The sequence below is a fragment of the Bordetella genomosp. 2 genome (assembly GCF_002261345.1).
GTDB lineage: Bacteria > Pseudomonadota > Gammaproteobacteria > Burkholderiales > Burkholderiaceae_B > Bordetella_A.
The window spans coordinates 862389-875342 of record NZ_NEVT01000006.1; the positions used below are offsets into that span (position 1 = coordinate 862389).

The following is a 12954-nucleotide window of genomic DNA, read 5'->3' on the forward strand; positions in this document are numbered from 1 at the left end:
TCCTGTGCGGACTGTTGTGTGAAACATGATGGCCGCGCTTCAGCGCCCGACGGCATACCCCTGCATGCCGCGCGGATTGGCGCCGGCCCGCAGCAGCAGGCCGCCCGCGGCGGGTTCGCGCGTGCAGGCGCTGACCCGCCCTTCGGACCAGGCCGGCCCGACCCGCACGTCGTGTCCCGCCGCGCGCAGCGCCTCGACCGTCTCGGCCGGGAAGCGCGATTCGAGCGTCAGGCGGTTGAGCACCGTGGTGCGCGGCCAGAACGAACCGGGAAAGTGGTCGACGTGCCAGGCCGGCGCGTCGATGGCTTCCTGCAGGTTCATGCCGAGGGCGGCATGGCGCAGGAAGAAGGCGACGGTCCATTGGTCTTGCTGGTCACCGCCCGGCGTGCCGAACACCATATAGGGCTCGCCGTCGCGCAGCGCCAGGCCGGGCGACAGCGTGGTGCACGGCCGCTTGCCCGGCTGCAGCGTGCCGGGCAGGCCGTCCTCGAGCCAGGTCATCTGCAGGCGCGTGTTGATGGAGAACCCCAGCTCGGGAATGGCCGGGCTGGACGACAGCCAGCCGCCGGACGGCGTGGCGGCCACCATGTTGCCATGACGGTCGATGACGTCCAGGTGGCAGGTGTCGCCGACGAAAATCTCGCGGCGCGCCCACTCCTGCACTGGCGGCAAGGCCGCAAAGGTGGGTTCGCCGACGCCATAGCGCGTGTCGGCGGCCGCCAGGGCGCGTTCGGCCGCCTGCAGGTCGGGCAGCCGGGCGACGCGGCCGTCCGGGCTGCCGGGCTGCAGCTGCGGCGCGGCGACGACGCCGATGCCGGCGGCGCGCTGGCGCGCGTAGGCATCGTCGAGCAAGGCCGCCAGCGGCACGTCGACGTGATCCGGATCGCCGTACCACGCCAGGCGGTCGGCAAAGGCCAGCTTGGCCGCTTCGGCCACGCGATGCACGAACGGCATCGAATCAGCCTGCAAACCTTCGATGCCCAGATGGCGCAGCATGGCGAGCTGCTGGAGGAACACCGGCCCCTGCGACCACGCTCCGCATTTGGCCACGGTATAGCGGCCGTAGTCGACCGTGGCCGGCGCGCCGTAGGTGGGACGCCAATCGGCCAGGTCTTCGCGGCGCAGCAACCCGGCGTTGCGTTCGCCGCTGCAGTCGCGCACTTGCTGCCCGCGGTAATAGGCGTCGATGGCCTCGGCGACGAAACCGCGATACCACGCCTCGTGCGCGGCCTCGATGCGGCCCGCCCGGCCGCCGGAGGCGCCGGCGGAAGCGGCCAGGATGCGCCGATAGGTGCGCGCAATGGCCGGCGTGCGGAACACGCTGTCCGGATGCGGCACGCGGCCGTCCGGCAGCCAGACGGCGGCCGAGGACGTCCATTCGGTGCGGAACAGCGATTCGACCGCGGCAATGGCCTGCGAAATGCGCGGCACCAGGGGAAAGCCGTGCTCGGCATAGGCGATGGCGGGCGCCAGCACCGCTTCGAGTTCCCAGGTGCCGTAGTCGCGCAGCAGCGCCAGCCAGGCGCCGAAGGCGCCCGGCACCGTAGCGGGCAGCAAGCCTATGCCCGGCACCAGCTCGAAACCGCGCTGCCGGAAGTAAGCGGACGTGGCCAGCGCGGGCGCCGGCCCTTGCCCGCACAGCTCGCGCACGCGCCGTTCGGATTCGCTCCAGAACAGTATCGGCACCTCGCCGCCCGGGCCGTTCAAGTGCGGCTCGACGACCTGCAGCACAAAGCCGCCCGCCACTGCCGCGTCGAAGGCGTTGCCGCCGCGCTCGAGCACGCCCATGGCGACCTGGGAGGCCAGCCAATGGGTGGACGAGACGACACCGAAAGTGCCGCGGATTTCCGGGCGAGTCGTGAAGGCGGGCGAAGTGGACACGGGCTGGTCAACGTGGAAGTGGCGGCCGAAGGCAGAGTATAGAAGCCATGAATAACGAATTTGCTTGTTTTATTCATGGCTTGATAACCATTCAGTTATATTTAGAAACCTGCCTCGACCTCGCCTTTGCCATGCGCCATGTCCACGCTCGTCCGCCTGACCAGCCGCCTGAAGAGCCGTCACCTGACCCTGCTGCTGGCCGTGGCGCGGCACCGGTCGCTGACCCGCGTCGCGCAGGAAGCCGGCGTGAGCCAGCCGGCCGCCACCAAGACGCTCGCCGAGATCGAGGACATCTTCGGCGGTCCGCTGTTCACGCGCTCGCGCCAGGGCTTGCAGCCCACGCCTCTGGGCCAGCTCGCGCTGGTGCGCGCCCAGCACATGCTGCAGGACCTGGAGCACTGGGCGGACGAAATCGACGCGCTGCGCAGCGGCCACGCGACGCACCTGAACATCGGCGCGGTGCCGTTCGTGTCGGGCCCGCTGCTCACCCGCGCGATCGAATGGCTGGGCAGCCGCCACCGCATCACCGTGACGCTGCAGCGCGCGACCACCGACCACCTGCTGCGGGCGCTGCGCAGCCACGAACTGGATTGCGTGATCGGCCGCGCCTCGGCCATTGCCGGGGCGCGCGACGTCTGGCACGAGCTGCTCTACCCGCAGCGCCCGGCGTTGATCGCCAACCCCCGCCTGGCGCGCCGCCTGGCGCGGCGCCGCCCCGACTGGCGCGAATTGGCGGGGATGAACTGGATCCTGCCGTCGCCCGCGACCCCTATCGGCACCATGGTCACCGAGCTGTTCGTGCGGGCCCAGGCCCAGCCGCCGGTGCCCATCGTGGAGACTTATTCGCTGGAAGTGATCGAGGGGCTGCTGGCCGGCCACGACGACTTGCTTTCGATCGTACCGCGCGACATCGCCCTGGAATTGTGCAAGAGCCAGCGCGTGGCGCTGGTGCCGTGGCAGTTCGACTGGGCCTTGCCGCCCATCAGCCTAATCCGGCGGGTGCGCGAGGTGCCGCTGCAGGCGGAAGAGCGCTTCGCCGAGATCCTGCGTGAACTGTGCGCCGCCATGGGCGGCGATTGAACGCGGCCCTCGCGCGGACACGCGGCCGGATGCCGCGCCCGGCGGCGGGCTGCCTCAGGCAGCCAGCGCGCGCTGATAGACAGCCAGCGTGGCCCGGGTGAACGTGGCAAGGTCGAAGGTGGCCACGGCGGTGCGGCGCGCGGCCGCGCCCATGGCCGCGACGCGGGCGGGATCCGCCAGCATGGCGCGCAGCGTTGCGGCGATGGCGGCGACGTCGCGCGCCGGCACGATCCAGCCGTCCTCGCCGTCCACCACATTCTCGGGCAGCCCGCCGGCATCGCTCACCAGGGCCGGCAGGCCCAGCGACATGAGTTCGCGGCAGGCATACGACAGTGCCTCGCGATACGACAGCACGAAGCCGGCATGGCAGCAGGCCAGCGCATCGCGCACGTCGTCCAGCAGGCCCGGGAACACCACCTGGTCCTGCATGCCGGCGGCGCGCACGCGCGCCAGCTTGGCTTCGGAGGGCGGATCGCCCGCTACGAGGATCAGGATGCGCTCGCGCTGCCCGGGCGGCAGGCTGCCCGCCGCATCGACCAGATCGAGCCAGCCCTTGCTGTAGTCGGTGCCGCCGGCGCTGCCCAGCAGCAGGCAGCCGCGCCAGCGGGGCCCGAAATAGCGGTCGCGCAAGGCCTCGAGCGCCTGCGGCGCCGGCGGCGCGAAATGATCGGTGTCGATGCCGTGCCGGATGGTAGTGATGGGCAGGCGCCGATACGGGGATTGTTCGAGCATGCCGCGCACGTAGTCGCTGACGGCAATGACCTGGTCGGTGGCCAGCCGCGCGCGCAGCCAATGCCCTACCGTGTCGAGCGGATGGTCGTTGTGTTTGGTGAACACCACGCGCGGGCGCCGGCGCAGGCCCGCCAGCGCCAGCATCACCTGCTTGTGGTCGCCCGTGCCGTTGACGTGGACGATGTCGTAGCCGCCCTGGACCACCAGGCGGCGCAACGCCGCCCGCTCGCCGAACCACGAGGCGGGCCGGGTCGAATAGCGCATGTCCACCGCCCGCGCGCCGGGGATCGCCGCGACGTAGCGGAACAGCCGGCTGGTGTCCGGGGTGGCCACGCAGACCTGGTGCGCGTCCGCCAACGCCCGCGCCAGGCTGGTCACGTACGTGGCATGTCCTCCACCGTTGCGCGGGTGGAAATTGGTGTAGAGAATCTTCACTTGCGGGCGTCGGAAAGGAAACTGAGCTTCGCGTAGCGGAAGAAGCTGCCGGCCGCCGCCGTCACCGCCAGCACCAGCCCGTGACGGCCATCCAGGAAGCCGCGACGGATCAGGTAGATGCGCACGAACGTCCAGAAGCCATGGCCGAGGGCGCTGAAGATGGTGGCGCGCTTGCCGCGCGCGTACATCATGGCGGCGGCATCGGACGAATAGCGATTGATCTTGGCGACCAGCGCGTCCAGGTTGGGGTACGGGTAATGCTCCAGATGGCCGCGCAGCCGCAGCGGCTGGCCCTGCGGCACGACGCGCTCGTGCACGGCCGCATCGTTGAAGCGCGCGGTGCCGCGCTTGAAGAGCCGCAGCACGTAGTCGGGCCACCAGCCGCTATGGCGGATGAAGCGGCCGCAGAAATCCGACAGGCGCGCGACTTCGTAGGCATCGGCCTGCGGCGCGGCCAGCACCGCCTGGATCTCGCGCGCCAGTTCGGGCGTGACCCGCTCGTCGGCGTCGATCGACAGGACCCAGTCGCCCGTGGCCAGGTCCAGCGCGCGATTCTTCTGGGGGCCGAAACCGGGCCAGTCGGGCGTGATCTCGACGCGCGCGCCGAAATCGCGCGCCAGCGCCACGGTATTGTCGGTGCTGCCCGAGTCGACCACGATGAACTCGTCGGCGAAGGCAACGGATTCGAGGCAGCCGACGATATGGGCGGCCTCGTTCTTGGCGATGATGATGACCGACAGCCTCATGCCCGGTTCCTCAAGCGTTTCTTCCAGCCCTTCCAGGCGTGATAGCGCGGTCCCACGACTGGATGGCGCGACAGCCAGATCCTGCGGTTGAGCCACGAGCCGCCCAGGTTGCGCACCGCGAAGCGGTAGATGTGGCCCGGATCGTTGCCCGGCAGGTTCTGGCCCAGCGCATCGGTGGTATACAGGTGGCGAAAGCCCGCCTCGCGGGCAGCCTGTACGTAATCGGCATCGAAATAGCCCTGCGGCCAGCAGAGGTGGTCGCTGACCTGGCCCAGCTCCTGGACCAGCATGGCGCGCGAATCGGCCAGCTCGCGGGCGATGTGCTCGCGCTTGGCGGCCACGTCGGGGCCGCATTGCTTGTCCCAGCGCGTGTGCGTGTGCGTGTGCGAATGGACCTCGAACGTGCCGGCCGCCAGCATGGCCTGCACTTCGCTCCAGCGCAGTATGACCTCGTCCGTGCGGCCCGCCGCCACCAGGCGCTTGGTCTCGCCGTGGTCGGGCGAGGCCGGCAGCGGCGCGCCCTGCCCCGCGTGCGGCCGCACCGCCCCCTGGCCGGCCCACCCGGTGACGAGGAACAGCACCGCCTTCATGCCATAGCGCTGCAGCACCGGATGCGCGTAGGTCCAGTTGTTGAGATAGCCGTCGTCGAAGGTAATGACCACCGACTTCTCGGGCACCCGGCCGCCGGCCAGGTAGGCGGCCAGCTGGCCGGTGCCGAGCGAGGTGTAGCCGGCGCGGGCCAGGCCGGCGATCTGCTGCTCGAACACCTCGGGCGTGACCGCGATCATGCCGCCCGAAGGGCTGACGTGGTGGTACATCAGTACCGGCACATTGGGTGCGTTGTTCATGAGCGCCGCTCCGCCAGCCATTTGCGATAGATCGCCTCGGTATTCTCGGCCAGCCGGGCAGGCGAGAACACGCCCTCGTCCCATACCATGGCGCGCCCGGCCGCGCCCATGCGGCGGCGCAGGTCCGGATCGTCGATCAGGCGCTGCAGCGCGGCGGTCAGCGCGGGCTGGTCCTGGACCGGCACCAGGATGCCGGTGACGCCATCGCGCATCATCTCGGGCACGCCGCCGACCTGCGTACCGATGACGGGCAGCCCGGCGGCCTGGGCCTCGACGTAGACCGTGCCGGAAGCTTCCTGCTGCGTGGCCAGGGCGAAGATGTCGAAACCCGCCAGCAGATTGGGCACGTCGCGCCGGGTGCCCATCAGGTGGATGCGATCTTGCAGGCCGAGCTCCCGCACGTAGGCCTGGGTCTGCTCGAACGTGGGCGAGCCGGCGCCCACGAACACCATGTGCAGGTTGGGCCGCTGCGCCATCAGCGGGCGGATGGCGTCGACCAGGTCCTTGTGGCCCTTGGCGGCGCGCATGACGGCGACGCAGCCGACCACGATGTCGTCGTCGGCCAGCCCGAGTTCGCCGCGCAGGGTGGAATGCTCGACCGGCGGCGGCAGCACCACCGGCGAGTACAGCGTGGCGATGTGCTCGGCCGGCACGCCGCGGCTGATCAGGTAGCGGCGCACGTACTCGCTGACCGTGGTGACCCGGTGCGGCAGCCAGGTGTACGACAGCATCGAGCCGACCTTGTTGGCCAGGTGGCGCGTGCGCACGATGAGCGGCGTGCCCGACAGGCGCGCCGCCGTGCCGGCGATGAGCGTGTCGATGCGGCTATGGGTGTTGACCACGTCGTAGCGGCCGTCGCGCAGGATGCGCCGCACGGCCGGGACGCCCTTCAGGTAGTTCGCCAGCCCGCCCATGGGAATGGTGTGCACCGTGAAGCCCGCATCGCGCAGGCGCGGCACCAGTTGCGCCTGCGGCTGGCAGACGGCCTCGAGATGATGGCCGCGCGCCCGCATGGCGTGCATTTCCTTGAAGATGCGGTGTTCCTGCCCGCCGAACGCGACGGCGGCCTCGGTGTGGAGAATGCGCAGCGGCTGCATCAGTAGGTGACCTCCACGCCATCGGGCTTGGCCCAGGCGGCCAGGTTCTCGAGCAGGGCATCGGCCATGCGCACGCGCCATTCCTCGCCCAGCCGCACCGTGCACAGGAAGTTGTCGCGCCGGTAGACGATATCGACGGGCACGCCGGGCACGCCGTTCTCGGGTTCGGCGCGGAAGGGGTTGAGCATCTGCCGCAGCCGCGCCGCGTCGGCCTGCCCGTTGAGCTTGACGCGCAACGATTTGGCGCGCGCCTCGCGGGCCAGCTGCAGGTCGTAGAGCTGTTCCGCGACGATGCGCATGCCGCCGGAATAGTCATCGTTGCTGACCTTGCCCTGCACGATGATGAGCTGGTCTTCGCGCAGGCGCGCGCGGTGCTTTTCGTAGAGCTCGTTGAAGACCGAGATCTCGACCTGGGCCGTGCCGTCGTCGAGCACCGCGAACACCATCTTGCCGCGCCGCGTCATCATGGTGCGCACGCCGGCCAGCACCCCGCACATCCATTGCAGGTCGCGCTGCGGCTCCAGGCGGGCCAGGGTCATGGGCACGATGCGGCGCACCTCGTCGCGCCAGTGGTCGAACAAGTGGCCGCTGAAGTAATAGCCCAGCGCGGATTTTTCCTCGGTCAGCTTGGTGTGCAGGTTCCAGGGCGCCACCTTGCTGAGCTCGCCGGCCACCACGTCGCCGCTGTCGTCGCCGAACAGCGACACCTGGTTGGCGCTGCGCGCCGCCTGTTCGGCGGCTTCCATGGCGGTGCCCACCGAAGCCAGCATGGCGGCGCGGTTGGGCTCGATGGTGTCGAACGCGCCCGCCTTGATCAGCGCTTCGATGGTGCGGCGGTTGACGGCATGCTTGTTGACGCGCCGGCAGAAGTCGAACAGGTTCTGGAACGGGCCGTCGGCCTGGCGGGCGCGCAGGATTTCCTCGACCGCGCCCTGCCCGGTGCCCTTGACCGCGCCCAGGCCGTAGCGCATGGTGCGCGGCGGCTTGCCCTGGCGGGTGTGCTCGTCGGCCACGGGCTCGAAGCGATAGCCGGAGGCGTTGACGTCGGGCGGCAGCACCAGCACGCCGTTGTCCTGCGCGTCGCGGCAGAACACCTGCACCTTGTCGGTATCGTCCATGTCCGAGGACATGGTGGCGGCCAGGAATTCGGTGGGATGGTAGGCCTTGAGCCAGGCGGTCTGGTAGGCGATCAGCGCATACGCGGCCGAGTGCGACTTGTTGAAGCCGTAGCCGGCGAACTTCTCCATCAGGTCGAACAGCTTGATCGCCAGATTGGGATCGTGGCCCTTTTCCTTGGCGCCCTTCTCGAACAGCTCGCGGTGCTTGGCCATTTCCTCGGGCTTTTTCTTGCCCATGGCGCGGCGCAGCAGGTCGGCGCCGCCCAGCGAATAGCCGCCGATGATCTGCGAGATCAGCATCACCTGTTCCTGGTAGACGATGACCCCGTAGGTGCTCTTGAGGGTGGCTTCCAGGTCCGGGTGGAAGTAGTCCACCGTGGCGCGCCCGTGCTTGCGGTTGACGAAGTCGTCGACCATGCCGGATTCGAGCGGCCCCGGACGATACAGGGCCAGCATGGCGATGATGTCTTCGAAGGTGCTGGGCCGCAGCTTCTTGAGCAGCTCTTTCATGCCGCGCGATTCGAGCTGGAACACGGCGGTGGTGTTGGCGTCGCACAGCACCTTGTAGGCCGCCGGGTCGTCCAGCGACAGCGCCATGATGTCGAAATCGCGCTTGCTCTCGTTGAACTGGCGCACATAGCGCACGGCCCAGTCCAGGATGGTCAGGTTGCGCAGTCCCAGGAAGTCGAACTTCACCAGGCCGGCGGCCTCGACGTCGTCCTTGTCGAACTGCGAGACGGCGCTGTTTTCCTGGCCGGGCTGGCAATACAGCGGGCAGAAGTCGGTCAGCTTGCCGGGCGCGATCAGCACCCCGCCGGCGTGCATGCCGATGTTGCGGGTCAGCCCTTCGAGCGGCCGCGCCAGGTCGACCAGGGCGCGGACCTCTTCTTCCTGCTCGTAGCGGTCCTTGAAGGCCGGCTCGTCCTTGAGCGTGCGGTCGAGCGACCAGGGATCGGCCGGGTTGAACGGGATGAGCTTGGACAAGCCGTCGCAGAACAGGTAGGGCATGTCGAGCACCCGCCCCGCGTCGCGCACCACCGCCTTGGCGCCCAGCGTGCCGAAGGTGGCGATCTGGCTGACGGCCTCGCGGCCGTATTTCATCTTGACGTAGTCGATGACGCGTTCGCGGTTGTCCTGGCAGAAGTCGATGTCGAAGTCGGGCATCGACACGCGCTCGGGATTGAGGAAGCGCTCGAACAGCAGGTCATAGCGGATCGGGTCGAGGTCGGTGATGCCCAGCGCATAGGCGACCAGCGAGCCGGCGCCCGAGCCGCGGCCCGGCCCCACCGGCACGCCGTTGTTCTTGCCCCAGTTGATGAAGTCCTGCACGATCAGGAAGTAGCCGGGGAAGCCCATCTGGATGATGGTCTTGCATTCCCAGCGCAGGCGCTCGTAGTACTGGGCGCGCTTGGACTCGCGCTCGGCCGGATCGGGAAACAGGAACTCCAGCCGCTTCTCCAGGCCCTCTTCGGACAGCTGGACCAGGTAATCGTCCAGCGAGATGCCGTCCGGCGTGGGAAAGTTGGGCAGCCGCGGCTTGCCCAGCACCAGCGTCAGGTTGCAGCGCTTGGCGATCTCGACCGTATTGGCCAGCGCCGACGGCACATCGGCGAAGCGCCGCGCCATTTCCTCGCTGCTCTGCAGGTATTGTTCCTTGGTGAAGCGGCGCACCCGGCGCGGGTCGGCGAGGATCTCGCCCTGGGCGATGCAGACGCGCGCCTCGTGGGCCTGGAATTCGCTTTCATCCAGGAATTGCACCGGATGGGTGGCCACCACCGGCAGGCCGGCCTCGGCCGCCAGCCGCATGGCGGCCTGTGTGTAGGCCTCGTCGCCATCGGCGCCGGCGCGCTGCAGTTCGATATAGAACGCGCCGGGAAACAACTGGGCCCACTGGCGCGCCAGCGACAACGCGGTGACCGCATTGCCGGCGTCGAGCGCATGGCCGATATCGCCGGCCCGGCCGCCCGACAGCACGATCAGGCCTTGCCGGCCCTGCAGCCATTCGCGGCGCACTTCGGCGCGGCCACGGCCCTGGTTTTCCAGGAACGACCGGGTCAGCAGTTCGCACAGGTTGAGGTAGCCCTGGTGGTTGCGCACCAGCAGCAACAGGCGGAACGGCTTGTCGGGATCGTCGTCGTTGGTCAGCCAGACATCGCAGCCGGCGATCGGTTTCACGCCGGCGCCCCGGGCGCCCTTGTAGAACTTGATCAGCCCGAAGATGTTGGAAAGATCGGTCAGCGCCACCGCGGGTTGCCCCAGCTTGGCGACGCGCTTGATCAGGTCGGGGATGCGGACGATGCCATCCACCACCGAGAACTCGGAATGGACGCGCAGGTGGACAAATGCAGGCGTGGTTGTAACGGCTTCGGACATGGCCCGAATTGTACCCAGTCGGCCATCGCGCCGGCGGCTTTTCCGCCGGCCGGCGGCCAGCTATGTAACAATAGCGGTTCCCCCATCCCGGCCCCTGGACGGGCCTCCCGCACTATGAAATGGCTGATACCGGGCATATGGCTGGCCTCCATTCTGTTTGCCCACTTTCGTGGCCGCGTCCGCCTGCGCCTGTCGCGGCAACTGCTCGATCACTCCGTCCTGCTGGCGCCCGTGAACGCCTTCATGGTGCTGTGCTCGCGGGTGCCCACCACCGCCTACCTGCCGACCCGGGAAATCCCCGAGCTGCAGGTGCTGGACGACAACTGGGAAGTCATCCGCGACGAGGCCCTGAAGATGGCCGAGCTGCGCCGCATCAAGGCGGCCGAACGCCATGACGACATCGGCTTCAATTCCTTCTTCAAGTACGGCTGGAAGCGCTTCTACCTGAAGTGGTACGACGCGCGCCACCCGTCGGCCGAGGAGCTGTGCCCGCGCACCGTGGCGATCCTGAAGGGCCTGCCCAAGGTGAAGGCGGCCATGTTCGCCGAGCTGCCGCCCGGCGGCAAGCTGAACCGCCATCGCGACCCGTTCGCCGGCTCGCTGCGCTACCACCTGGGCCTGGCCACGCCCAACGACGACGGCTGCCACATCATCGTCGACGGCGAACCCTACAGCTGGCGCGACGGCGAAAGCGTGGTGTTCGACGAGACCTACGTGCACGAGGCCTACAACAAGACCGAAGCCAACCGCATCATCCTGTTCTGCGATGTCGAGCGCCCGCTGAAATGGCGCTGGGCGGAAGCCTTCAACCGCTGGTTCGGGCGGGTGGTCATGTCGGCGGCCAGCTCGCCCAACGACGGTGGCGACCAGACCGGCGCCATCAACAAGCTGACCCACGCCCACTGGGTCATCGACCAGAAGCGCAAGCAGTTCAAGGCCTGGAACCGCACCGTCTACAAGTTGACCAAGTGGGGGCTGATCGTGCTGGCGGCGGTGGCCTTCCTGGCCTGGTAAGCACGGCCCGCCTGCTTGACTGGCGGGTGTCAGGCACCTGCGGCGCCCGGCACCCCGGAAGCGCCGGCCGCCTCCAGCCTGGCCCAGTGCCGCCGGTTCAGCATTCGACGATATTCACGGCCAGGCCGCCGCGGGCGGTTTCCTTGTACTTGGTCTTCATGTCGGCGCCGGTCTCGCGCATGGTCTTGATGACCGAGTCGAGCGACACATAATGGTGTCCGTCGCCGCGCAGGGCCATGCGGGCCGCGTTGACCGCCTTGATCGACGCCATGGCGTTGCGCTCGATACAGGGAATCTGCACCAGGCCGCCGACCGGGTCGCAGGTCAGGCCCAGGTTGTGCTCCATGCCGATCTCCGCGGCGTTCTCGACCTGCTCCACCGAGCCTCCCAGGACCGCGGCGAGCGCCCCGGCGGCCATGGAACAGGCCACCCCGACCTCGCCCTGGCATCCCACCTCGGCCCCCGACAACGACGCGTTGTACTTGTAGAGCAGGCCGATGGCGGCGGCGGTGAGCAGGAAATCGCGCACCCCCTGCCGGCTGGCGCCGGGCACGAAGCGGTCGTAGTAGTGCAGCACGGCCGGGATGATGCCGGCCGCCCCGTTGGTGGGCGCGGTGACGACCCGTCCGCCGGCGGCGTTTTCTTCGTTGACCGCCATTGCGTACAAGTTGACCCAGTCCATGACCGATAGCGGGTCGGACAAGGTGCGCTCGGCCCGCAGCGTCAGGCTGCGATAGAGCTCGGGCGCGCGGCGCCGCACCTTGAGCGGGCCGGGCAGGTCGCCGTCGGCCTCCGGGTAATTGATGCCGCAGCCGCGGCTGACGCATTCCTGCATCACCTGCCAGATGCGGTCCAGCGCGCCCTCCACCTCTTCCTGGCTGCGCCAGGTGAGCTCGTTCCGCAGCATGAGTTGCGCCACGCTGTGGCCGCTCGCGCGGCACATGTCGAGCAGTTCCCGGCCGGTCCGGAACGGGAACGGCAGCTGGTCGTGGGCGGCGATGACCTGGGTATTGGCGGCGCCGGCCGTCACGACGAAACCGCCGCCCACGGACAGGTAGCGCGCCTCGCGCAGGGGCTCGCCGGCGGCGTCGAAGGCATGGAACTTCATGCCGTTGGGATGTTCGGCGAGCGCCTCGCGGCGGTAGAACAACAGGTGTTCTTTCTCGATGAACGGCACGGCGTGGTGCCCCAGCACCGGCAGCGACCGGCTGGTGCGCGCGGCCTGCAGCAGGCCGGCGATGGCGGCCGGGTCGACCGTGTCGGGCGCCTGGCCCATCAGGCCCAGCAACACGCCCTTGTCGGTGCCGTGGCCCTTGCCGGTGGCGCCCAGCGAACCGTACAGCTCCACCCGCAGCGAGGCCACCCTGGGCAGCAGGCCGTCGCGTTCCAGCCCCTGGGCGAACAGCAAGGCGGCGCGCATGGGGCCGACAGTATGCGAACTGGACGGCCCGATGCCGATTTTGAACAGATCGAAGGCGGATACGGCCACAGGACAACCCCGGGAATCAGCAGTGGTCGGAGCATCATACGCGGGCGCCGGGGCCGTTCCAAGCGGCCCATTCCCCCGCGTGCCCGGCCGTGCGATCATTGTCGTCTTTGTGACACGTCATTTCAGGAGCCGGGATCGGTA

At 68.9% G+C, this 12954-nt stretch carries 9 protein-coding genes; 2 read left to right on the plus strand and 7 right to left on the minus strand.

Annotation, left to right across the window (positions count from 1 at the left end):
• Nucleotides 1-39 precede the first annotated feature (39 nt).
• On the minus strand, nt 40-1881 hold the full coding sequence (locus CAL24_RS14290; RefSeq protein WP_249278540.1) for a gamma-glutamyltransferase family protein: 1842 nt from the start codon (nt 1879-1881) through the stop codon (nt 40-42).
• A gap of 138 nt (nt 1882-2019) precedes the next feature.
• Here CAL24_RS14290 and CAL24_RS14295 point away from each other — a divergent pair, with 138 nt between their 5' ends.
• The gene (locus CAL24_RS14295; RefSeq protein WP_094807010.1) at nt 2020-2961 is read left to right on the plus strand and encodes a LysR substrate-binding domain-containing protein; all 942 of its coding nucleotides are present in this window, start codon (nt 2020-2022) and stop codon (nt 2959-2961) included.
• 54 nt (nt 2962-3015) lie between these two features.
• Here CAL24_RS14295 and CAL24_RS14300 read toward each other — a convergent pair whose 3' ends face one another.
• The 5 genes from CAL24_RS14300 to dnaE are packed head-to-tail and all read right to left on the minus strand — an operon-like array spanning nt 3016 to nt 10310.
• On the minus strand, nt 3016-4128 hold the full coding sequence (locus tag CAL24_RS14300; RefSeq protein WP_094807011.1) for a glycosyltransferase: 1113 nt from the start codon (nt 4126-4128) through the stop codon (nt 3016-3018).
• On the minus strand, nt 4125-4874 hold the full coding sequence (locus CAL24_RS14305; RefSeq protein WP_028353932.1) for a glycosyltransferase family 2 protein: 750 nt from the start codon (nt 4872-4874) through the stop codon (nt 4125-4127). The genes CAL24_RS14300 and CAL24_RS14305 overlap by 4 nt, the downstream gene beginning before the upstream one ends.
• Complete coding sequence (locus CAL24_RS14310; protein ID WP_028353933.1) at nt 4871-5722, minus strand: polysaccharide deacetylase family protein; 852 nt, start codon at nt 5720-5722, stop codon at nt 4871-4873. Before CAL24_RS14310 ends, CAL24_RS14305 begins: the two co-directional genes overlap by 4 nt.
• Nucleotides 5719-6819, minus strand: a complete 1101-nt coding sequence (locus tag CAL24_RS14315; RefSeq protein WP_028353934.1) for a glycosyltransferase family 4 protein — start codon at nt 6817-6819, stop codon at nt 5719-5721. Before CAL24_RS14315 ends, CAL24_RS14310 begins: the two co-directional genes overlap by 4 nt.
• Nucleotides 6819-10310 carry a DNA polymerase III subunit alpha gene (gene dnaE, locus CAL24_RS14320; protein ID WP_028353935.1) on the minus strand — a complete coding sequence of 1164 codons (3492 nt, stop codon included), beginning with the start codon at nt 10308-10310 and terminating at the stop codon, nt 6819-6821. The genes CAL24_RS14315 and dnaE overlap by 1 nt, the downstream gene beginning before the upstream one ends.
• Nucleotides 10311-10424: 114 nt before the next feature.
• Here dnaE and lpxO point away from each other — a divergent pair, with 114 nt between their 5' ends.
• Nucleotides 10425-11324, plus strand: a complete 900-nt coding sequence (gene lpxO, locus CAL24_RS14325) for a lipid A hydroxylase LpxO (RefSeq protein ID WP_028353936.1) — start codon at nt 10425-10427, stop codon at nt 11322-11324.
• A gap of 97 nt (nt 11325-11421) precedes the next feature.
• On the opposite strand, the gene CAL24_RS14330 is transcribed toward lpxO, so the two are convergent.
• Complete coding sequence (locus tag CAL24_RS14330; protein ID WP_094807012.1) at nt 11422-12813, minus strand: L-serine ammonia-lyase; 1392 nt, start codon at nt 12811-12813, stop codon at nt 11422-11424.
• Nucleotides 12814-12954 lie beyond the last annotated feature (141 nt).